General features: G+C 73.9%; 17 protein-coding genes. 10 read left to right on the forward strand and 7 right to left on the reverse strand.

The window, feature by feature from the left end:
• The first annotated feature begins 43 nt into the window (after positions 1-43).
• Entirely contained in the window at positions 44-511 is a 468-nt protein-coding gene (locus OG875_RS03295; protein WP_330172694.1) for an ATP-binding protein, read from the forward strand.
• Entirely contained in the window at positions 511-933 is a 423-nt protein-coding gene (locus OG875_RS03300) for a hypothetical protein (RefSeq protein ID WP_330177588.1), read from the forward strand. The genes OG875_RS03295 and OG875_RS03300 overlap by 1 nt, the downstream gene beginning before the upstream one ends.
• A 74-nt stretch (positions 934-1007) precedes the next feature.
• On the opposite strand, the gene OG875_RS03305 is transcribed toward OG875_RS03300, so the two are convergent.
• Positions 1008-1232 carry a hypothetical protein gene (locus OG875_RS03305; RefSeq protein WP_443079052.1) on the reverse strand — a complete coding sequence of 75 codons (225 nt, stop codon included), beginning with the start codon at positions 1230-1232 and terminating at the stop codon, positions 1008-1010.
• A gap of 90 nt (positions 1233-1322) precedes the next feature.
• Between OG875_RS03305 and OG875_RS03310 the strand changes: the two genes are divergently transcribed.
• Entirely contained in the window at positions 1323-2561 is a 1239-nt protein-coding gene (locus OG875_RS03310) for an ROK family transcriptional regulator (RefSeq protein ID WP_330172695.1), read from the forward strand.
• Between the two features lie 612 nt (positions 2562-3173).
• Here OG875_RS03310 and xylA read toward each other — a convergent pair.
• Positions 3174-4343 carry a xylose isomerase gene (gene xylA / locus OG875_RS03315; protein WP_330172696.1) on the reverse strand — a complete coding sequence of 390 codons (1170 nt, stop codon included), beginning with the start codon at positions 4341-4343 and terminating at the stop codon, positions 3174-3176.
• A gap of 253 nt (positions 4344-4596) precedes the next feature.
• On the opposite strand from xylA, the gene xylB reads away from it, so the two are divergent.
• A complete protein-coding gene (xylB, locus tag OG875_RS03320; protein ID WP_330172697.1) occupies positions 4597-6072 on the forward strand; it encodes a xylulokinase in 1476 nt (491 codons plus the stop codon).
• A 414-nt stretch (positions 6073-6486) separates the two neighbouring features.
• On the opposite strand, the gene OG875_RS03325 is transcribed toward xylB, so the two are convergent.
• The 3 genes from OG875_RS03325 to tdh form a co-directional block, all read right to left on the reverse strand.
• Positions 6487-7401 (reverse strand): LysR family transcriptional regulator, encoded by a 915-nt coding sequence (locus tag OG875_RS03325; protein WP_330172698.1) that lies wholly within the window; start codon positions 7399-7401, stop codon positions 6487-6489.
• A gap of 200 nt (positions 7402-7601) precedes the next feature.
• Positions 7602-8783: a glycine C-acetyltransferase gene (locus OG875_RS03330; RefSeq protein ID WP_330172699.1), complete on the reverse strand. Its 1182-nt coding sequence runs from the start codon at positions 8781-8783 to the stop codon at positions 7602-7604.
• 96 nt (positions 8784-8879) lie between these two features.
• Positions 8880-9911 (reverse strand): L-threonine 3-dehydrogenase, encoded by a 1032-nt coding sequence (gene tdh, locus OG875_RS03335; RefSeq protein ID WP_330172700.1) that lies wholly within the window; start codon positions 9909-9911, stop codon positions 8880-8882.
• Between the two features lie 274 nt (positions 9912-10185).
• On the opposite strand from tdh, the gene OG875_RS03340 reads away from it, so the two are divergent.
• Positions 10186-11754, forward strand: a complete 1569-nt coding sequence (locus OG875_RS03340; RefSeq protein ID WP_330172701.1) for a CAP domain-containing protein — start codon at positions 10186-10188, stop codon at positions 11752-11754.
• Between the two features lie 102 nt (positions 11755-11856).
• The gene (locus tag OG875_RS03345; protein ID WP_330172702.1) at positions 11857-13032 is read left to right on the forward strand and encodes a terpene synthase family protein; all 1176 of its coding nucleotides are present in this window, start codon (positions 11857-11859) and stop codon (positions 13030-13032) included.
• Between the two features lie 88 nt (positions 13033-13120).
• On the opposite strand, the gene OG875_RS03350 is transcribed toward OG875_RS03345, so the two are convergent.
• Entirely contained in the window at positions 13121-13867 is a 747-nt protein-coding gene (locus OG875_RS03350) for a DUF4232 domain-containing protein (RefSeq protein WP_330172703.1), read from the reverse strand.
• A 249-nt stretch (positions 13868-14116) separates the two neighbouring features.
• Here OG875_RS03350 and OG875_RS03355 point away from each other — a divergent pair, with 249 nt between their 5' ends.
• The 3 genes from OG875_RS03355 (at position 14117) to OG875_RS03365 (ending at position 17181) form a co-directional block, all read left to right on the forward strand.
• Positions 14117-15043 (forward strand): hypothetical protein, encoded by a 927-nt coding sequence (locus OG875_RS03355; protein ID WP_330172704.1) that lies wholly within the window; start codon positions 14117-14119, stop codon positions 15041-15043.
• A 139-nt stretch (positions 15044-15182) separates the two neighbouring features.
• Entirely contained in the window at positions 15183-16559 is a 1377-nt protein-coding gene (locus OG875_RS03360; RefSeq protein ID WP_330172705.1) for a D-alanyl-D-alanine carboxypeptidase family protein, read from the forward strand.
• Between the two features lie 106 nt (positions 16560-16665).
• Positions 16666-17181, forward strand: coding sequence for a DinB family protein (locus OG875_RS03365; RefSeq protein WP_330172706.1), 516 nt, complete (start codon positions 16666-16668; stop codon positions 17179-17181).
• 259 nt (positions 17182-17440) lie between these two features.
• Here the strand turns inward: OG875_RS03365 and OG875_RS03370 are convergent, their stop codons facing one another.
• Positions 17441-20101, reverse strand: a complete 2661-nt coding sequence (locus tag OG875_RS03370; protein ID WP_330172707.1) for an ATP-binding protein — start codon at positions 20099-20101, stop codon at positions 17441-17443.
• 148 nt (positions 20102-20249) lie between these two features.
• Between OG875_RS03370 and OG875_RS03375 the strand changes: the two genes are divergently transcribed.
• Positions 20250-21266, forward strand: coding sequence for an abortive infection protein (locus OG875_RS03375; protein ID WP_330172708.1), 1017 nt, complete (start codon positions 20250-20252; stop codon positions 21264-21266).
• Positions 21267-21324 lie beyond the last annotated feature (58 nt).

Below are 21324 nucleotides of genomic sequence, written 5' to 3' on the forward strand. Positions count from 1 at the left end.
AGGTCCCGCACGGTGCTGCTCCCCCACCCGTTAGGAATCGGTCGTGGCACCTGGTAACGCGCTCACCCCCCCGCTGATGACCGTGTGCCCTGGCAACGTTGTCCGCCGATACGGCTTCGCACTGCCCGCCCACGCCGAGTCGGTCTGCCGTGCCAGACGGCTCACCCGGACCCGCCTCGACCGTTGGGGCACCAGGGAAGAGACCGTCGAGACAGCGATCCTGGTCGTGTCCGAGCTGGTCACGAACGCGGTGGTGCACGCACCCGGCAACCATGTCATCTGCGAACTGCGCGAAGGAAACGGCCGGCTCCGCATAGCGGTCGAGGACCAGGGCTGCGGCCCCGCGGGCCCGCAGCTGCGCCGCGCCTCCGACGGCGAGGGCGGCCGGGGGCTGTTCCTGGTGGACGCGATGTGCAGCAGCTGGGGAACGCATGACACGTCCGGTTACGGCGCCGGCCGTGTCGTCTGGGCGGAGCTGCCGCACGAGGCGGGTCGGGGCCGACCGTGCTGATGGGTGCGGTGCGCCGGTTCACCCGTGGGCTGCGCGACGAGCGGAGCGGTCTGGCGCGGCTGCCGCTGCCGCCGACCCTGCCGGCCGCGCTCGGCTGTGACGCGGTGGGTGTCCCCGCGCGGCACGGTTTCCGGCTGATGGGCAGGCTGCCCAGCACCGGTTGTGTCTTCGCGGACACCGAGTGGTGGTGGTGGATCGTGCCCGCCGGCTCGGATCTCGAACTGGACTGGCCCCGGCCCGCGCGCTACGTCTCCGGGACGCTGGTCCCGGCCGCGCGCCCCCGGCTGATCCACTGGCCGGACGCGCCCACGCCGTACACCCCGCCGATCCCGTTCTATCTGATGGTCTGCCAGCTCGCGGGGACGACTCCCGCGTGGGAAGTCGAACCGCGCGGAGAGATCCCGGTACGGCAGCGCGGCTGACCCGGCAGGAAGTGTCCCCCAGGACCCGGTGGTCCCGGCCGGAGCGCATCCCCCTGGGGACAGGCGGGCGTTCCTCAGAGGGAGAGCGCGTTCCAGTCCGTCTCGTCGGACGCCGGCAGCTCCCGGATCCGCTCCGGCGAGGGCGGCGGCCCGTGGTCGGCCGCGACCCGCAGGGCGGAGGCCGCCGTGAGATGCCCGGGGCGCAGCGCCCGTACGGGGTCCCCGTCCCCCAGCGGACCCGCCAGGAAACCGGTGGCGAACGCGTCGCCCGCCCCGACCGGTTCGTCAACGATTGCCACTCGTCGAATTGAACAAGTGGCTGGACGGGGCATCGACCTGCCGGGACCGGCGGGTCTCCCCGATACCGATCACATAGGCTCGACCGCACCATGAAGACCAATCCCACATCGCTCGGTCCCAAGGCCGACAAAGAGACGGTGCGTCGGCACAATCTGAGCCTGGTGCTGCGCGCCGTGCGGGACGAGGGCGAGGCGACCAGGGCCGGTGTGGCGGCGCGGGTCGGGCTGACCCGGGCCGCGGTGTCCTCCCTGGTCGAGCAGTTGCTGGACAGCGGCTTCCTCTCCGAGTCCGGCAAGACGTTCAGCGGACAGGCCGGGCGGCCGGGCACCGTACTGAAGGTGACGCGCTCCGGTCCGGCCGGGATCGGCGTCGAGATCAACATCGACTACGTGTCGGTGTGCGTGGTCGACCTGTCGGGCACCGACCGCGTACGGCTGACCGAACACCTCGACAACCGGGGCGCCGCGCCGGACGAAGTCCTGGCCCGGGGCGCCCGCATCGCGGCGCGCACCCTCGCCTCGGCCGCCGAGCAGGACCTGTCGCCGGTCGGTGTGCAGCTCGCGCTGCCCGGTCTGGTCTCCGGGGGCACGGTCCGGCAGGCACCGAATCTGGGCTGGAACCGGGTACCTGCCGAGGAGTTGTTCGCACGGGCCCTCGCCGGGGCGCAGCCCGCCGTACCGCCGCTGCCGGTGCACTCGGAGAACGAGGCCAATCTCGCGGCCCTCGCCGAGCTGTGGTTCGGCGGCCTGGGGGGAATCCGCAGCTTCCTCTATCTGTCGGGCGAGATCGGTGTCGGCGGGGCGCTGGTACTCGACGGCGAACTGCTGCGCGGGGCCAACGGGTTCGCCGGTGAGATCGGCCATGTGGTCGTGGACGCCGACGGGCCGCTGTGCCGGTGCGGCTCCCGGGGCTGCCTGGAGCAGTACGCGGGCCAGTCGGCGCTCCTGCGGGGCGCCGGGCTCGACGAGAACGCCGGGGTGCCGGGGGTCGCGGAGCTGGAGGCGCTGGCCCGGGGCGGCGACCCGCGGGCGATCGCCGCGATCGGCGAGGCCGGCCGGATGCTGGGCCGGGTCCTGTCGGGCGCGGTGAACCTCTTCGACCCGGACGCGGTCGTGCTCGGCGGGATCTACCGGAGCCTGATGCCGTGGCTGTCACCGCCCGCCGACGGCGAGCTGACCGGCCGGGTGGTGTCCGGCCTCTGGCCGCACGACAGTGGCAGGCTACGCGCGTCCTCCTCGGCGGGAGACGCGGCCCGCGGCGCGGCGGCCCTGGTGGTCCGCGCGGTCCTGGCGGACCCGGTGGCGTACGCGGACCGCGCGAGCGCGTAGCGCGCGGGGCGCGGCGGGGGCCGGGTGAGGGCGCAGGGTTACGGCGCGGACCGGGCCGATCCCCGCAGGAGGGGCGGGCCCGGTGGCGGGCGCGGACCGCGCGAGCGCACCTGGTGCGCCGGGGGCTGGATTACGGCGCGGGCCGGGCTCCACGCGAGCGGCGGGCCCGCGCATACGGCGGGTCGGCCGGGTGCCTGTGCAGGCTCCGTAGGAGAGGGCAACTCCCGGGCGGGCAAACGGAGTCGGGGTGGTGACCGTCACCGGTGGGCAAGTCCCCGGCGACCCGCGCAGCCCCGCACGATCGGCCGTCGACGGGGTCAAGCGCGCGTACGCGGGGCGACGCAGGCGCTCGGCGGTCACACCGGCCAACCACAGGTACGCGGCGCGGGCGCAGGGAGATCCCGTGCTCCCGGCGGTCACGCCGGGACGGGCGCACGTACGCGGGGCGTGCGGGGGTCCGGTGGTCACGTCGGCCAACACACAGGCACGCGGTCCGGACGCAAGGAACCCGGCGGCGGTCACGCCGCGACCGGCGCACGTACGCGGGGCGGACCGGCGGCCGGTTCGCCCCGCGTACGCGGCGGTGTCAGGACACGAGGGTCGGCCGCCGGGTCAGCGGGCGCCCAGGAGGTGGTCCATGGCGAGCTGGTCGAGCTGCTCGAAGGCCATGCCCCGGCTCGCCGCCGCGGCCACGTCGAAGTCCTCGTACGCGCCCCGGTCGGCCAGCAGACCGGCCACCCCGTCGGCGGCGGTCGGGAGCGCCAGCTCGTCCAGGCGTGCGGCGCGCAGCGCCTCCTGGACCAGCGGGTCCGCGCGGAACGACGCGGCCCGCTCCTTGAGGATCAGGTAGTTGCGCATGCAGCCCGCGGCGGACGCCCACACCCCGTCGAAGTCCTCGGTGCGCGGCGGCTTGAAGTCGAAGTGCCGCGAACCGTCCCAGCCCGCCGTCTCCAGCAGGTCCACCAGCCAGAACGCGGCGCGCAGGTCGCCGGCGCCGAAGCGCAGGTCCTGGTCGTAGCGCGTGCCGTGCTGGCCGTTGAGGTCGATGTGGTAGAGCTTGCCCGCCCACAGGGCCTGCGCGATGGCGTGCGGGAAGTTCAGCCCGGCCATCTGCTCGTGCCCGGTCTCGGGGTTGACCCCGTACAGCTCGGGCCGCTCCAGGCGCTCGATGAAGGCGAGCGCGTGGCCGACGGTCGGCAGCAGGATGTCGCCGCGCGGCTCGTTCGGCTTGGGCTCGATGGCGAACTTGATGTCGTAGCCCTGCTCCACGACGTACTGGCCGAGCAGGTCGAAGCCCTCCTTCATCCGGTCCAGCGCGAGGCGCACGTCCTTCGCCCCGCCGGACTCGGCGCCCTCCCGGCCGCCCCAGGCGACGAACTTCTTGGCGCCCAGTTCGGCGGCCAGGTCCAGGTTGCGCAGCGTCTTGCGCAGGGCGAAGCGGCGCACGTCGCGGTCGTTCGCGGTGAAGCCGCCATCCTTGAAGACGGGGTGGGTGAAGAGGTTGGTGGTCACCATCGGCACGACGAGCCCGGTGGCGTCCAGCGCCTGCCGGAAGCGCTTGATGTGCGCCTCGCGCTCGGCGTCGGACGACCCGAACGGGATCAGGTCGTCGTCGTGGAAGGTCACTCCGTACGCGCCCAGTTCGGCGAGGTGCTGCACGGACTCGGTGGGGTCGAGCGCCGGGCGCGTCGCGTCCCCGAAGGGGTCCCTGCCTTGCCAGCCGACCGTCCACAGACCGAAGCTGAACTTGTCCTCGGGGGTGGGAGTGAAGCGTTCCGTCATAATCTCTGGCCGCCTTCGATACCTCAGGTCCGGCAGGTGCAGACCTTTTTGTTTCCTGACATGACTAATAATGCACCTCAGGGTGGGCACGGAAAAGACCCCGCGTTCGCCGAACAGCGCCCGGAGTCACAAACACCGCCCAGAGCAAGCAAATGACGTCAGGCACTGCCGGATGCACGACAACATCACGTAATTTGTTGGCTTGCGGTCCAAATGCCGCCGCGAGCCCCGGAAACCAGGAAGAGGTACGAGCGTGCCGCACAGCCAGGTGGTCATCGGCGTCGACAGCTCCACGCAGTCGACCAAAGCCGCGTTCACGGACGCGGCGACCGGACGGCTGCTCGCCGTCGGGCGCGCCCCGCACCGGGTGACGGGTGAGGCCGGGGCGCGGGAGACCGACCCCGAGGTGTGGTGGCAGGCGCTGCGCGAGGCCGTCGCCCAGGGGCTCAAGGAGTCCGGTGTGCCGGCGTCCGCCGTCACCGGCATCGCGGTCGCCGGGCAGCAGCACGGCCTGGTGGTGCTCGACGCCGCCGGGAAGCCGCTGCGGCCCGCCCTGCTGTGGAACGACACCCGCTCCGCGCCGCAGGCCGCCGCGCTCACGGAGGCGCTCGGCGGGCCCGGCGCGTGGCTCGCCCGGACGGGTTCGGTGCCCGTCGCGTCGATGACGGCGGCGAAGTGGCAGTGGCTCCGTGAGAACGACCCCGCCTCCGCCGACGCGGCGGCGGCCGTCCGGCTGCCCCACGACTTCCTCACCGAACGTCTCGCGGGCACGGCCGCGACCGACCCCGGCGACGCCTCCGGCACCTGCTGGTACTCCACCGCGACCGGCGCGTACGACCCCGAACTCCTCGCGCTCGTCGGCCTCGACGCGTCGCTGCTGCCCGCCGTCGCCCCGACCGGCGGGGCGCGCGTCGGCTCGCTCACCGCCGCGGCGGCCGAACAGCTCGGGCTGCCCGCCGGTATCGCGGTGGCCGCCGGGACCGGCGACAACATGAGCGCCGCCGTCGGTCTCGGCCTCGGCGGGGCCGGGCTGCTGGACCACCCCGTGCTGAGCCTCGGCACGTCGGGCACGGTCTTCGCCGCCACCCGCACCCGGCCCGCGTCGCCGGCGCTGTCCGGTTTCGCGGCGGCCGACGGCACGTTCCTGCCGCTCGGCTGCACCCTGAACTGCACGCTGGCCGTCGACAAGGTCGCCCAGCTGCTGGGGCTCGACCGGGAGGACACGGCGCCCGGCGGCGAGGCGGTGCTGCTGCCGTACCTGGACGGCGAGCGCACCCCGGACCTGCCGACCGCCGCCGGTCTGCTGACGGGCCTGCGGCACGACACGACGCCCCAGCAGTTGCTCGGGGCGGCGTACGAGGGGGCCGCGTACACGGTCCTGCGCGCCCTCGACGAGGTCCTGCGCGCCTGCGGCCTCGACCCGGCGGACCCGGCGGTGGCGGACCGGCCGCTGCGGCTGGTGGGCGGCGGCGCCCAGGGCCGTACGTGGGTGGAGACCGTACAGCGGCTGTCGGGGCGGCCGGTGATCGTGCCGGAGAGCGGCGAACTGGTCGCGCTGGGCGCGGCGGCTCTCGCGGCCTCGGCCGCGACCGGAGAGGACCCGGTGGCGGTCGCCGCGTCCTGGAAGACCGGCGACGGGCCCGAACTCCCGCCCGTCGCACGGGACATGGAGACCTGGGAGCGGATCGGCGGCACGCTGGACCGGGCGGCGCCGAGCCTGCTCTCGTAACCGCCTTCCGCACGGCGGCTGTTGGGGCGGCGGGGACGGGTGGACCCGGGCGTACGCACACGCCGGGCCCGCGCCCGGCCGCCCCGGGGCACACCCCCCGAGGCGCCGACGCGTTGACCCGCCCGCCTCTTGACGATCCGTCAGCGGGCCTCGCTCCTCCGGTTCGCGCGGTCCGTCGCGGCGGAGTCGGGACGCGACACCCCGTGTCCGGCGCACGTACGACGACGCGCTCGCCGGGGCACTGTCCGACGCGGCGAGGACGTGCGGCGGCTGCCCCTGGTCCGCGGCGAGGCCGACCTCTTCACGGAGCGGCGGAACCCGACCCGCCGAACCGCAGACGCGCGGACCCGGGGTCCGGGCCTCGCCGATACGGCGCCCCGCCCCCGCCCGCCTCTCGACGATCCGGGCGACCGCTCAGCCCGTCGTCAGCCCCGACGCCGACTCCGTCAGCGCGTCCAGCACCGGACGGATCAGCGGGTGGCGGTCCGCGCCCCGGCGGACCGCCGCGAAGACCCGGCGGGTGGCGGGCGGCCCGGACACCGGGCGTACCACCGTGCCCTTCAGTTCCATCCCGCGCAGCGCGGAGCGCGGTACGAGGGCCACCCCCGCGCCGGCGCCCGCCAGCGCGACCACCGCGCGGAAGTCGTCCGAGGAGTGCGCCAGGCGCGGTTCGAAGCCCGCCGTCTCGCAGGCCAGCCGCATCACCTCGTGGCACGGGTTGCCCGGGTAGGGGCTGATCCAGTCGCTGTCCGCCAGCTCCGCGAGGGGCACCTCGGTCGCGTGGCAGAGCCGGTGGCCCTCGGGCAGGACCGCGTCGAAGGGCTCGGCGTACAGCGGGACGCGCGACAGGCGCGGGTCGTCCTCGGTGGGCGCGCCCCGGTACTCGACGGCCAGCGCGACGTCCGCCCGCCCGTCCAGCAGCAGGGGCAGGCTCGCGTCGCCCTCGGAGTCCCGGACGCGGACCCGGATGCCCGGGTGCCGCCGGGCCAGCTCCGCGATGGCCGGGGCCAGCACCTCGGCGATCCCGGTGGCGAACGCGGCTACCGTCACCTCACCGGCCGTCCCGCCCGCGTACGCCGCCAGCTCCGCCTCGGCCCGTTCGAGCTGGGCGAGCACCTCGTGGGCGTGTGTGAGCAGGATCTCCCCGGCGGCCGTCAGCCGTACGCCCCTGCCGCTGCGGGTCAGCAGGGTGTGCCCGGTCTCCTGCTCCAGCGCGGCGAGCTGCTGGGAGACGGCGGACGGGGTGAGATACAGGGCCGCCGCCGCGGCGGTCACCGTACGGTGGTCCGCCACGGCTCGCAGGACACGCAGCCGCCGGGGGTCGATCATCCGCCCATGGTGCCAGGTCACGACGGCTCCGGGCGTGGCGCCCGTCCCTGGTCACGGCCCCGGCCCGGATGATCCGGCGCCCGCTCCCCGGCCGCGACCCGTCCCCTGCCGCCGACGCCGGGCCCCGGCCGCGGCCCCGAACCCCGACGCCGGGCCCCGGCCCCGAACCTGGACGCCCGGCCCCGTCGAGGCCCGCCCGGTCAGCCCCGCAGCGCCTCACGCGCGTCCACGAACGCCGCCACCGCCCGGCGGACGTCCTGCGTCGAGTGCGCGGCCGACAGCTGGACCCGGATCCGGGCCTGTCCCATGGGCACGACCGGGTACGAGAAGCCGATCACGTACACCCCGCGCTCCAGCAGCAGCTCCGCCATCCGTCCCGCCTCGGCGGCGTCGCCGATCATGACGGGCGCGATGGGGTGGTCGCCGGGCAGGACGTCGAACCCGGCCGCCGTCATCTCCGTACGGAAGAGCGCCGTGTTGGCGTGCAGCCGCTCGCGCAGTTCGCCGGCGCCCTCCAGCAGGTCGAGGACGGTGATCGAGGCGGCGGCGATGACCGGGGCCAGGGAGTTCGAGAAGAGGTACGGGCGGGAGCGCTGGCGCAGCAGCGCGACGATCTCCGCGCGGGCGGCGACATAGCCGCCGGACGCGCCGCCGAGCGCCTTGCCCAGTGTGCCGGTGATGATGTCGACGCGGTCCATCACGCCGTGCAGTTCGGGGGTGCCCCGGCCGCCGGGGCCGATGAAGCCGACGGCGTGCGAGTCGTCGACCATCACCAGGGCGTCGTAGCGGTCGGCGAGGTCGCAGATCTCGGCGAGGGGCGCGACGTATCCGTCCATGGAGAACACGCCGTCGGTGACGACGAGGCGGCAGCGCGCGTCCTGGGACTCCTTGAGGCGGGTCTCCAGCTCGGCGAGGTCGCGGTTGGCGTAGCGCAGCCGGCGGGCCTTGGAGAGCCGGATGCCGTCGATGATGCTGGCGTGGTTGAGCGCGTCGGAGATGACCGCGTCCTCGGGGCCGAGGAGGGTCTCGAACACGCCGCCGTTGGCGTCGAAGCAGGAGGAGTAGAGGATCGTGTCCTCCTGGCCGAGGAACGAGGAGAGACGCCGCTCCAGCTCCTTGTGGATCTCCTGGGTGCCGCAGATGAAGCGCACGGAGGCCATGCCGTAGCCCCAGCGGTCGAGGGCGTCCTTGGCGGAGGCGACGACGTCGGGGTGGTCGGCGAGGCCGAGGTAGTTGTTCGCGCAGAAGTTGAGGACGTCACCGGCGGGTACGGAGACGGAGGCGTTCTGCGGGGTGGAGATGACGCGCTCCGGCTTGAAGAGGCCGGCGTCACGGATCTCGTCGAGGGTGGCGCGGAGGTCGTCGCGGACGGACGCGTACATGCGGGGCTCCCGATCGGAAGTGGGCGGTGCGGGCGAGGGGATGCGCGAGCGGGCCGGGGTCCCCGGCGGGTCCGGGGCCGGGCCCGGTCGCCGGGGTCAGGCCCAGTTGAGGATGACCTTGCCGCCGGTGGCCGTGGCCGCCTCGTCGAAGGCGGCGTCGAAGTCCTCGTAGCCGTAGCTGCCGGTGATGACGGGCGAGAGGTCGAGACCGCCTTCGAGCAGCACGGTCATCGCGTACCAGGTCTCGTACATCTCCCGGCCGTAGATGCCCTTCACCGTGATCATCGAGGTCACGATCTTCGCCCAGTCGACGGCGAACTCGGCGGCGGGCAGTCCCAGCATGGCGATCCGGCCGCCGTGCGTCATGTTGTCGACCATGTCGCGCATCGCCTCCGGGCGGCCGGACATCTCCAGCCCGATGTCGAAGCCCTCCTTGAGGCCGAGCCGCCGCTGTGCCTCGGCGATGCCGGTGCCGGGGGCCGAGACGTCGAGCGCGAGTGTGGCGCCGACCTTGCGGGCGATCGCGAGGCGTTCGGGGCTGACGTCCGTGATGGCGACGCTGCGGGCGCCGGCGTGCCGGGCGACGGCCGCCGCCATGATGCCGATCGGGCCCGCGCCGGTGATCAGTACGTCCTCGCCGACGAGGGGGAAGGTGAGCGCGGTGTGCACGGCGTTGCCGAACGGGTCGAAGATGGCCGCGATGTCGAGGTCCACGGGCGAGCGGTGGACCCAGACGTTGGACGCGGGCAGCGCGACGTACTCGGCGAAGGCACCGTCCCGGCCGACACCGAGGCCGACGGTGCTGCGGCACAGGTGCCTGCGCCCGGCAAGACAGTTGCGACATTTGCCGCAGACCAGATGGCCTTCGCCGCTGACGAGGTCGCCGACGGCGATGTCCTGGACATCGGCGCCGACGGACGCGACCTCGCCGACGAACTCGTGGCCCAGCACGCGCGGGGCCTGGACCGCCTGTTGGGCCCAGCCGTCCCAGGCGCGGATGTGCAGGTCGGTACCGCAGATACCGGTACGAAGCACCTTGATGAGGACGTCTCCGGGGCCGGTCTCCGGCTCGGGCACGTCGGTGAGCCGGAGCCCCGGCTCTGCCGTCAGTTTCACAAGTGCCTTCATCGGGGCGGCTCCAGGTGGTGCGGGTGGTGCGGGGCGGTTCAGATGATGCTGAGCGACAGCGGCACCAATCTGCCGCCGACGCGACCGCGCGGTCCATCGAGGTTTTCTTAAGCGGGTCGACAGCGGAGCTTCACGCCGCACAGAATCAGACACACGGCCGGATATGAATTAGCCCACGTGTACGGTGCCAGGTGGGCCGTCCGGGGGGTGGGGCAGCGTTCTTCCCCTTACGATGCGGTGGCCACCGCCGGCGCACGAGTGGGAGTGAATCAGCGTGAGCAGTCCGTTCAAGGCCGCAGTGGTCAAGGCGGCGCAGACCGGGGACGAGCGGGCCAGGGACCAACTCGGCCGCGAATGCCTGCCGCTGGTCCAGCAGCTCGTCGGCCACGCGCTGTACGGCCACCCCCAGGCGCCCGCCCTGGCGCGGCAGGCGGTGCGCGACGCCCTCGACGGGCTCGGCACGCTGCGCCGCCCGGCCGACTTCCGTACGTATCTGGTGACCACCGCGGTCGCCCGGATCCGTGAGCACGCCGACTACGTGTACGACCCCCTCCTCGCCCGCCCCGACGTCGACTTCGTCGATGTGATGATCAGCCGTCTGGGGCTCACCGGCCAGCACCGGGAGGTCGCCGAGGCCACCCGCTGGGTCGACCGGGAACACCAGATCCTGGTGCCGCTGTGGTGGCTGGAGGCCGCCGGGGAACTCACCCGGCCCGAGGTCGCCACCGCCCTGGCCGCCAACTCCGCGCAGGTGGCGGCGCGTGTCGAGCGGCTGGAGTTCGAACTGGACACCGCCCGCCTGGTGGTCCGCGCCCTGGTGGCCGATCCGCCCTGTGTCCTCCTGGAGCAGTTGGTGGGCGGCTGGGACGGCGGTCCTTCCCCGCTCTGGCGGGAGCGAATAGCCGGGCACATCTACGACTGCACGGTCTGCCCCGGGCGCGCGACAGGGCTCGAACACGCGGACGTTCTCGTCGCCGGTCTGCCGCTGGTGCCGGTCGGCGACCGGCGGGCCCCGGCCCCGGCGGCCTACGCGTCCGCGGACGCCGGCGGCGGGGACCGCACGCGGGCCCGGGACGGACGGCGCCGGGAACGGCGGGCGGGACGGCGGCGCGCCATCACCGTGACAGCCGCGGTCGCCGCGCTGCTCGCCGCCGCCGGCGCCACCCAGTACGTGGCCGGCGACCGCGACGAGGACGAGTCCCGTGCCTCCTCCTCCGCCTCTGTCGAACCGGAGACACTGGAGCCCAAGTCGGCGGCGGACCGGCCGTCGAAGTCCACGAGCCCCTCCCCCTCGCCGAGCGGCGCGAGCCCGTCACCCTCGAAGAGCCCCTCGCCGTCCAAGAAGGCGTCGGCCAAGCCCACCAAGGCCGCGTCCGCCCCGCGCCCCTCCACCGCCGACCCCGACCCGAAGCCCGATCCCACCCCGCCCGCGGACGACCCCCAGCCCGGCGGCGGGGGCGGCGGCTTCGCGGAACAGGTCACCGCCCTGGTCAACTCCGAGCGCGCCGAGGCGGGTTGCGACCCGGTGAGCGCCAACGCGCAGCTCCAGACGGCCGCGTCGCGGCACTCCCAGGACATGGCGGCCAGGGACTACTTCGACCACACCAGCCCGGACGGCACCGACCCCGGCGACCGCATCACGGCGGCGGGCTACCGGTGGACCACCTACGGCGAGAACATCGCGCGGGGCCAGCAGACCCCCGCGCAGGTGATGGAGGGCTGGATGAACAGCCCCGGGCACCGCGCCAACATCCTCAACTGCGCGTTCAAGGAGCTCGGTGTGGGCATCCACGACGCCTCCGGCGGACCGTGGTGGACCCAGGCGTTCGGCGCGCGAAGCTGACGGCACCGGTACGAGGGGGCGAGGGGGGCGACGGTCTGACCCCGCACCGCCCCGTACCCTCCGTACCGGACATCCGCCGAACCAGCGCCCGGGAGGCCGGTCATGATGTGCGCCGAGGAACAGGCCCTGGCCGCCCGGCAGTTACCGGCCGTGCCCTTCTACTGTCCGCTGGCACCGGCCGCACATCCCGGCGCCGGCGTCCTCAACGACCGCACCGTCGCCTGGATGCTGCGCCAGAACCTCGACACCGACGAGCGGCAGCGCAGCCGGCTGACCCTCTGCGACTTCGGCGGACTGACCGCCGCGACCATGCCGTACGGGACGCTCGAACCCCTCACCCTCATGGCCAAGTTCCACGCCGTGCTCTTCTCGCTCGACGACGGCCTGTGCGACGAGACCGGCGCCTCGGCGGACCTGATGGCCCAGGAGACCTCCCGTATCCTCCGCGCCGTCGAGGCCCCGGCCGCCCACTCCGGAGCCGACTCCCCGCACACCGCCTCGCTGCGCGCCCTGCGGACCGAACTGGAGCGGTACGCCTCTCCCCAGCAGATCCGCCGCTGGACGGAGTCGCTGCGGGTCTACACGTCCGGTCTGGTGTGGGAGGCGTCCTGGCGCCGGAGCGCCGGGCTGCCCTCGCTCGACGACTACGTCACCCTGTGGATGCGGGCGATAGGGATGGCACCGTCCACGGCGATGATCGAGATCGTCGGCGGATTCACCGTACGGGACGAGGAGTTGTCCGACCCGCGCGTCCAGGCGCTCACCGAGACCGCCTGGACACTGGTCGGTTGGGACAACGACCTGTACTCCCGCAACAAGGAGCTGCTGCGGGCGGGCGACGACCTCAACCTGATCGACGTGCTCTGCCAGGAGCTGGGCTGCGAGCCGCGCGAGGCGCAGGTCCGCGCGGTGGCGATGCGGGACCGCGTGATGGTGCTGCACAGTCGGCTCCGCGCGCAGGTACTCGCCGACGCCGGGGACGAACTGCGCGCGTACGTCGAGGGGTTGGGGCAGTTCGTCCGGGGCCATCTGGACTGGGCCTCGGCCTGCCCCCGCTACTCGGCGGGCGCGGGACCGGCGGCGCGGCCGGGCGGCTGGTGGAAGCGGCACCCCTCCGACGCCGGTACGGAACCGCTGCCGATCCCGACGATCTCCTGGTGGTGGGAGCAGTTGGACACCACCCGCCGGACGCGCGGCCCCGCCGCGTCCACGGCGGTGCCCGTCACCGCCCCACGCCCGCGCCGCCGGGAGCCTCTCCCCCACGGCACCGCGCGCTGAGGCCGCCGGAGCCCGGTACGGGCCGGACGGAGACCGGGCTTCCGGAGCGGACTCACCCGAACGGGTGGGCTCACGTGAACGGGTGGGTCTACGCAAACGGGTGGGCGGCGTCGTCGGCGCTGACCTGCCAGTGGGTGACGAGCGGCTTGTTCACCGGAAGGCCCTCGGGCTCGGAGAGCGTGAGCAGCCCCGCCTCGCCGCCGTCGTCGGAGACCGAGACGATGAGCGACTCGAACATCTTGCCGTCGTTGGTGTCGGCGCTGTCGGGCTTGACCGCGAGGTAGGCGGCGGTGGCCCCCTTGAGCGTGATCTGCTCGCCGACCCCCTGATCGGCGTTGCTCGCCACGGTGTCGGGGTCGGAGCCGAACATGACCTGCTGGGGCGGACCTTGGAGGAAGCAGGTGACACCGGACTTGGCCTTGGCGGTGACGAGGTAGTAGCCGTGGCCCTCGGAGAACGTCTCGACCGTGAAGTTCAGGTCGCCGTTGTCGCACTTCTTGGCGTAGTGGTCCTGCTTGGCGCCGTCGACGTCGTTGTTCTTGCCGTTGCCCTTGTTCTTGCCGTTGCCCTTGTCCTTGCCGGCCGAGCCGCTGTCGTCCCCGTAGTACTCGTCCTTCGCCCCGTCGACGTCGTTGTCCTTGCCGCCGGTGCCGGTGCCCCGCTCCTTGGCGTCCGACCCGCTGCCCGCCTCCTTGCCCGCCGACGACGAACCGGCGTCGGCACCGTTCTCCTCCGGGCCGCACGCGGTGAGCGCGGCTGTGACGGCGACCAGGGCGACGGCGGTGAGGGCGAGGCGGCCGGAGCGTGCTGAACGGGTGGCAAGGCGCGAACTCATCGGGCTCTCCATCGACTTGGGGTCCTGCTCTGACCTGCTGACCTCGCCAAAGTTAGAGTCGCGTCGTCCTGAAACGATCGCGTGAATGTTCGGGTTCTGTCCCGCCGCGCCGTCGCCGTGCCACAGCGACGGACAGCCACCCCGTCGGTCGCCGACAGCCGGATTCCATGAAGGGGCGTCGGCCCGGTGCCCCTTCCGGGCGCCGTTTCGTTCAAGACGGGCGGGGGCCGGACCGCGCAGACTCGTCCCATGCATCTCACCCACACCCCTGACCTCGACGCCGCCGCCGCTTTCCTGACCACCCACGGGCGGCTGCTGGACCGGCGGCGCTTCGACCTGCTGCGCGGGAGCGGCACCCCCGCCGCCGTCGTCACGGCGCTGGACGGCTACCGGAACAGCGACGGCGGCTACGGGTGGGCCCTGGAGCCGGACCTGCGGTCCGCCGTGAGCCAGCCGGTCGGCGCGCTGCCCGCGTTCGAGGTGTTCGAGGAGTGCGGCCCCGCCGTGTTCGCGCGGGCGGCCCAGTTGTGCGACTGGCTGGAGTCGGTCACCCGCCCGGACGGGGGCCTGCCGTTCGCGCTGCCGACGACCGGCCCCGACGCGGCCGGGTCGGCGCCCTTCTGGACCGGGGCCGACCCGGACGTCTCCTCGCTCCAGATGACCTCGCAGCTCGCGGCGGCGGCGCACCGGGTGGGCCGTCACGACCCGGACGTCCGCGACCACCCGTGGCTCGCGCGGGCCGTCGGCTTCTGCCGGGACCGGGTCACCGCTCTCGTGGACCCGCCGGAGGTGATGGTGCTGCGGTTCCTCCTTGACTTCCTCGACACCGTCCACGACAGCCACCCGTGGGCCCCCGCCGAGCTGGCGCGGTACGCCGCGTTCCTGCCCCGTAACGGCGCCCCGATGACCGTCGAGGGAGGCGCCGAGGGTGAGGCACTGCGGCTGCTGGACTTCTCGCCCCGGCCCGGCCGGCCGCTGCGGGCACTCCTCGACGGCGCGGCGATCGACGCCGAACTCGACCGGCTCGCGGCCGGCCAGCGCGAGGACGGCGGCTGGACCGTCGACTGGACGGCGTACTCCGCCGCGGCGGCCGTGGAGTGGCGCGGGTACGCCACGGTCCGGGCCCTGACGATCCTGGGCGCCCACGGCATGCCGCTCGTCGTACGGGAGCGCTGAACGCCGGACCCCCGTCCCGGCGGCCGGAGGAATGGTCCGGTGCGGCGGGACGGGGATGTCTCCGGGCCTCGGGACGGGGATACCTCCGGTCGGCTCAGGCAGCCGTGCGGGGGGCCGGGTCCGTTCCTACGGTGACTGAATGGTCATCAGATTGCTCCCGCGTCCTCCGTTCGCCGGTTCGGTGGCCCTGACCACCGGACTGACCGGGCTCCTGGCCCTCCTCCCGGTGGCGGCGCCGACCACCCCCACGGCCACGGCCGCCACCCTCGTGTCGCCCGCCACGGCCTCGGACGTGGCGGCGGGCTCACGGACCGGCCCCGGCAGAGAGCTCACACGCCCGCCGGACCCTTCCCTGCTGTACCGGCCCGGCACCCAGGTGCGCGCGGCGTCCGGGGCGCCCGCGCCGCCCCGGGACGTCTCCGCCCTCTCCTGGGTGGTCGCCGACGCGGACACGGGCGCGGTCCTGGCGGCCCACAACGCCCACCGGGCGCTGCCGCCCGCCAGCACGCTCAAGACCCTCTTCGCGGTCACCGTCCTGCCCCGGGTCCCCGCCGACGCGCGGCACAGCGTCACCGAGACGGACCTGGCGGGGATCGGTTCCGGCAGCAGCATGGTCGGTGTCGCGCCCGGTGAGACGTACGACGTGCCCGATCTGTGGCGCGGTGTGTTCCTCAACTCGGGCAACGACGCGGTGCGGGTGCTGGCCGGGATGAACGGGGGCTGGGAGTCGACGATCCGTCAGATGCGCTCCACCGCGCGGATGTTGGGCGCGTACGACACCCATGTGGTGTCCCCGGACGGTTATGACGCGCCGGGCCAGGTGTCGTCGGCGTACGACCTGGCGGTGTTCGGCCGCGCCGGGCTGCGGATGCCCGCCTTCGCGGAGTACTGCGCGACCGTCGACGCCCGGTTCCCGGGCCGGGACGGCTCGACGTTCGGCATCCGGAACACCAACAAGCTGCTGACGGGGGCCGACGGCGTACGGCGCTATCCGGGGCTGATCGGCGTCAAGAACGGCTACACCACCCAGGCGGGCAACACGCTTGTCGTCGCGGCCCGGCGCGGGGACCGCACGCTGCTGGCGACGGTGATGAACCCGACGTCCGGAATCCCGCAGGCGGTCTACGAGGAGGCACGCACCCTGCTGGACTGGGGCTTCGAGGCCGCGCCCGCCGTGACTCCGGTGGGGTCGCTGGAACCGCCCCGCCCCCCGGCTCCGCCGCGCCGCGCGACCGAGGCGGAGGAACCGGGCCCGGTCGCACGTGCCGGGCGGGCGGCGACTCCGGGGGCGGCCCCGGGGCGGCCCGGTCCGGGGGCGGAACCCGCGCGGGCGACGGAAGCGGCCTCGGTCACGGTGCGCGCCGAGCCCGCCCCCGGGCCCTCGGCGTCCTTGCTGCCCGCCGTACTCGCCGGGACCGCCTGTCTCGTGGCGTCGGCGGTCCTCCTCGTACGCCGCGCGGCCCGCCGCCGCCGGGACGCGTCGGCGGACCCGTGGCGGCTGCACCCGCTGCCGTGAGCAGCGGCGGCGCCTGGGGTCCGGCGGAGAACCGGCGGACATCCGGCCGCCGACCCGCTCGAAAACCGCACGACAGGCGGGGGCCGGGCACCTAGGGTCCGCAGACATGGCACCTTCACTCGAACGTCCCCCCTTGCGGGCCGACGAACGCACCGCGCTCCTCGGCTGGCTGAACCTTCAGCGGGAGATCCTGCGCTGGAAATGTGACGGCCTGAGCGAGGAGGACGCGCACCGCGCCGTCGTCCCCACCTCGCCGGCGATGACGATGGCCGGGCTGCTCAGCCATATGCGGTGGGTGGAGCACTGCTGGCTGGAGGTGCTGTTCCTCGGCGGCGACCAGACCTCGAACCCGTCCTTCGACGAGACGGACGAGGACGCCGACTGGCGGGCCGAGGGCGTCCCGCTGACGCGGTTGCTCGCGGAGTACGAGGCCCAGTGCGCCCGCAGCGACGAGATCGTGGCCGACGCGTCCCTGGACGACGTCGGCCGCCACCCCGACTACCGCTCCGGCGGCGCCAACCTCCGCTGGATGCTCATCCATCTGGTCGAGGAGACCGGCCGTCACGCGGGCCACGCGGACATCGTGCGGGAACTGCTCGACGGGACGAAGGGCTACTCCTAGGGCCCCGCCCGGCGGCCGGCCCGGCACGGACATGGCCTCCCGGACCCGGTGAGGATCCGCCGGAGGGGGACCGACGGAATCGCCGGACAGGGCCCGGGTCCTGTCCGGCGGGTCTTCGCGCATCGGCCCGGGGGCGACCGGCGCGGTGCGTCGCCACGCGCGGGATCATGCGCGTACCGGGTGTACCCGCACGACCCGGGCAACGACGGGCGGTGCCGTGCCAGGCGTTCCGGGCCCGCGAGGATCCGCCGGACCGGGTCTAGCGCCAGTCCCCGGCGTCCCCCGCCGCGGAGACGCCTTCCCGGGCGAGGCGGGCCCGTTCCGCGAGGCCGTCCGCGCCGCATTCGAGGGCGAGCGCGCGGCCCCGTACGAGGTCGGCGGCCGACCGGGCGGCGATGCCGTACTCGACGCGGGCGACGGCCAGTTCGTACATGCAGGGGGACTCTTCGAGGTGGGTGACGGCCTCCGCGAGCAGGTTCGCGGCGGCCGGTCCGTCGGTCAGGGACGCCGAGCAGCAGAGCGCGACCCCGATCGCGGTGCGGGTGCCGAAGCGCTCGGCGCGGTCGCGGGCGTACGCGGCGAGTTCGGCGGCGCGTACGGGATCCACGTCGCGCAGCGCCCGCGCCAGGTCGAGGGCCCAGCCCGCCATGATGCCGTTGTGCCGGCCCCGTACGGTCAACGCCCGCCCCGTTGCCTCCAGTTCGGCGACCGCCTCCTCCGTACGGCCGAGGGCCAGCAGCAGCCGGCCCCGGACGGAGCGGGCGTCCGGGATGGCGATGGACGAGGCGTACGGCGGGGCGAAGGCGTAGCGTCCGGCCGCCTCCCGTGCCTCGTCGACCCGGCCGCGCGCGAGCAGGGTGTCGACCAGCATGCAGATGCCGTTCCAGTGAATCGGCAGGCGGTCGCCGACCCGGTCGGCCAGGCGCAGGCTCTCCCGCAGGTATGTCTCCGCCTCGGCGAGGCGCCCGCGCCGGCGGTGGGCATAGCCGACGAGCGTGTGGGCGAAGGCGAGATGGCCGCCGGACCAGCCGGAGATCTCGAAGGCGCGCATGCCTTCGTCGAACAGCCGCTCGGCGTGGTCGAGTTGGTCGGCGAACGCGAGGGAGAGCGCGAGCAGGGCGGGTGGTTCGAAACCCCAGGACGTGCCGGTCCAGCCGGTGCCGGGGGCGAGCGCCCCGTCGATCAGGGCGCTGTGGGCGATCCGGACGATCTCCTCGGCGCTCTCGCCGCGTGCCGTGGCGTCGAAGGCGCGCAGCATGAGCAGGACGCGTTCGGTGTTGTCGCGGCCGGTGAGTCCGGCGGCGGTCACGGCGAGCCGGTGGGAACGCTGCCGGCCGTCGTCCTCGTTGTCCTGCACGCCCTCCCACAGGAAGTGCGCGGTCTTCAGGCGCATCTGCGCGGGTCCCGGCGGGGTGCGGGCGGCCTCGGCGGCGACGACGTCGGCCGCCTCGGAGGTCTGGTCGTTGTGTGTCAGTGCCTGGGAGAGACGGAAGACGGCGTCGACGCGTGTGGTGTCGTCGAGGAGCCGTGTGTCGATGGCGTCGCGCAGATGGCGGACGGTGGTCGCGGGGGACGACAGCAGCGTGGCGCAGCCCAGTTCGTACAGCACCTGGGCGCGTACCGGGGGCAACGGCGGTTCGGTCAGGGCGCGTTCGAGGCAGCGGCGGGCGGCGTCGGGGGCGCCGACGGCGAGGTGTTCGGCGGCGGCCTCGCGCAACTGCGCGACGAGTTCGGAGTCGTTGTCGGGGTGGACCTGGAGCAGGTGCCGGGCGGCGAGGGCGGCGCCCCGGCCGCTGCGGGTGACGAGCCAGGCGGCGCGGCCGTGGAAGGCGGTCCGGGTGGCGCCGGGGATGGCGCGGTAGACGGCGGTCGCGATGAGGGGGTGGACGAATTCCAGCGGGTCGGTGCCGACGAGGATGCGGGCCGCCCTGAGCCGTTCGGCGCAGTGTGCGGCCTCGTCGGGGCCCATCCCGGCGAGGGCGACGACGAGTTCGAGGGAGATGTCGGTGCCGAGTATCGCGGCCGCCCAGGCGAAGCGGGTCGTGGTGGTGCCCAGTTCCTCCAGTCGGGTGATCAGTCCGGTGCCGCGTGTCGTGGCGCCGAGCGCGCTGAGGGTGTCGGCCGACGTGGCGACGGGGTCGAGGGCCTCGTCCCGTGCCTTGGCGAGGAGTTCGACGGTCTCGTAGGCGTTGCCGCCGGTGACTTCCCACACCTCGCGGCAGAACGGGTCGTCGGCGTGGTCGCCGAGGGCGGCGCGGGCGAGCCGGGCGGTGGCCTCGGAGGTGAGGGCCTTCAGGGTGACGACCAGCCGGGCGCTGTCGCCGACGGCCCGCAGGAGGTGCGCGCACTCGCCGATGGCCTCCTCGCTGCGGTACGCGACGACGACGAGGATCGGCGGGCCGCCCCGGCGCCGGGCGAAGGACGCCAGCCAGGCGAGGGACTCCAGGTCCGACCAGTGCGCGTCGTCCACGAGCACGACGAGCGGGGGCCGGTCCTCGGCGAGCCTGCGGAAGAGGGCCTCCAGGCCGTCCCGTACGCCCTGCGGGTCGGCGGGGTGGTCCCGGGGCGGCGCCACGCCGAGGGCGGGGCCGACGATGTCGTACCCGTCACCGAGCAGGGCCCGTACGCCGGGGCCGCGCTCGGCCAGCGCGGGCCGCAGCAGCTGCCGTACGACGTGGAACGGCACGGATGTCACGGTCTCGCCGCCGCGCGCCGACCAGACCGTGCAGCGCCCGGCCGCCATGCGCCGGACCTCGGAGAGCAGCGCGGTCTTGCCGAGGCCGGCCGCGCCCCGGTAGACGAGGAGGCTGCCGCAGGGCGTGTCCCCGAAGAGTCCTTCGACGGCGTGCGCGGCGGCGGCGATCTCCGGCTCGCGTTCGAGGAGGCGGAGGCCGGCCGGGTCCTCCGACGGGGGCGCCATGACCCTCCTTGGCTGAACGGGTGTGCAGGTCGGACCACGACCCTAGTCCTCCGGTACCGGGACGGGGCAGGGATCCGCACGGATCTGGACGAATTCGGCCGGTGCTGATCGATCGCGGATACGCGCCGGGTGTCTCTATGGTCACAGCATGCGAGAAGAATCCACGGAGGGCGCGACGCCGCTGGTCTGGAAGGGCGTCGACTACGACACGGGAACCAACTACTCGGGCGGCGCCGCGCCCCCACCGCCGTACCCCGACGACGTGGTGCGAAGTCATATGGCCCTGATCCGCGACGAGTTGCACGCGAACTCGGTCACGGTGCTGGGCACCGACATCGACCGGCTGGCGGCGTACGCGGGCTTCGCCGCGGAGGCGGGGCTGCATGTCTGGTTGCAGCCCCGCCTCATCGAGGGCGACCCGGAGGCGACGGTGGCGCAGCTGGGGGCGGCGGCCGAGGCGGCGGAGCGGCTGAGGCAGCGTCACGGGGAGGTCGATCTGAACGTGGGGTGCGAGCTGACGATCTTCGGGTCGGGCATGGTGCCCGGCGACACCTTCGTCGAACGCTCGGCGAAGCTGGCGCTCCCGGAGTGGTGGCCCCGGCTGCCGGAGTTCAGCGAGCGGCTGGACGTGCTCCTGGCGCGCGCGGTGGAGGTGGCACGCGCGCGGTTCGGCGGCCGGCTGACGTACGGCGGGGCGCTGTGGGAGCGGGTGGACTGGTCGGGCTTCGACTTCGTCGGCCAGAACTACTACCGGATGGCGTACAACTCCGAGCACTATGTGGACGGTCTGCGCGCCCATCTGGACCACGGAAAGCCTCTTCTGATCACCGAGTTCGGCTGCTGCACCTTCGAGGGCGCGGCGGCGGCCGGCCCGACGGGCTACGACATCGTCGACCGGTCGGCGGACCCGCCGGTCCTGAACGGCGACTACGTCCGCTCGGAGCGTGAACAGGCCGACTGCCTCACGGAGTTGCTCGACCTGTACGAGACGCACGGCGTCCACGGCGCGTACGTCTACGAGTTCGCCGCCGCGAAGCCGTACTCCCCCGTCCCGGCACGCGACTTGGACATGGCGAGCTTCGGTCTGCTGAAGTCGGTCGACGGCGGCTGGGAGCCGAAGGAGTCGTTCCGCGCGGTGGCGGAGCGGTACGGGGCGCGTTCCTAGGCCGTGTCCGACGCATACTGCCTGGCGTGCGTCGCCCTGAGGGCGGACGACACCGTGT

Source organism: Streptomyces sp. NBC_01498, assembly GCF_036327775.1.
In the GTDB taxonomy this organism is placed as follows: domain Bacteria; phylum Actinomycetota; class Actinomycetes; order Streptomycetales; family Streptomycetaceae; genus Streptomyces.

What these genes read in the sequence shown, in the direction of transcription:
- OG875_RS03300 (WP_330177588.1), top strand. Translation starts at nt 511, where the DNA reads ATGGGTGCGGTGCGCCGGTTCACCCGTGGGCTGCGCGACGAGCGGAGC.
- OG875_RS03310 (WP_330172695.1), top strand. Translation starts at nt 1,323, where the DNA reads ATGAAGACCAATCCCACATCGCTCGGTCCCAAGGCCGACAAAGAGACG.
- xylA (WP_330172696.1), bottom strand. Translation starts at nt 4,343, where the DNA reads ATGACGGAACGCTTCACTCCCACCCCCGAGGACAAGTTCAGCTTCGGT.
- OG875_RS03325 (WP_330172698.1), bottom strand. Translation starts at nt 7,401, where the DNA reads ATGATCGACCCCCGGCGGCTGCGTGTCCTGCGAGCCGTGGCGGACCAC.
- OG875_RS03330 (WP_330172699.1), bottom strand. Translation starts at nt 8,783, where the DNA reads ATGTACGCGTCCGTCCGCGACGACCTCCGCGCCACCCTCGACGAGATC.
- tdh (WP_330172700.1), bottom strand. Translation starts at nt 9,911, where the DNA reads ATGAAGGCACTTGTGAAACTGACGGCAGAGCCGGGGCTCCGGCTCACC.
- OG875_RS03345 (WP_330172702.1), top strand. Translation starts at nt 11,857, where the DNA reads ATGATGTGCGCCGAGGAACAGGCCCTGGCCGCCCGGCAGTTACCGGCC.
- OG875_RS03350 (WP_330172703.1), bottom strand. Translation starts at nt 13,867, where the DNA reads ATGAGTTCGCGCCTTGCCACCCGTTCAGCACGCTCCGGCCGCCTCGCC.
- OG875_RS03355 (WP_330172704.1), top strand. Translation starts at nt 14,117, where the DNA reads ATGCATCTCACCCACACCCCTGACCTCGACGCCGCCGCCGCTTTCCTG.
- OG875_RS03360 (WP_330172705.1), top strand. Translation starts at nt 15,183, where the DNA reads ATGGTCATCAGATTGCTCCCGCGTCCTCCGTTCGCCGGTTCGGTGGCC.
- OG875_RS03365 (WP_330172706.1), top strand. Translation starts at nt 16,666, where the DNA reads ATGGCACCTTCACTCGAACGTCCCCCCTTGCGGGCCGACGAACGCACC.
- OG875_RS03370 (WP_330172707.1), bottom strand. Translation starts at nt 20,101, where the DNA reads ATGGCGCCCCCGTCGGAGGACCCGGCCGGCCTCCGCCTCCTCGAACGC.
- OG875_RS03375 (WP_330172708.1), top strand. Translation starts at nt 20,250, where the DNA reads ATGCGAGAAGAATCCACGGAGGGCGCGACGCCGCTGGTCTGGAAGGGC.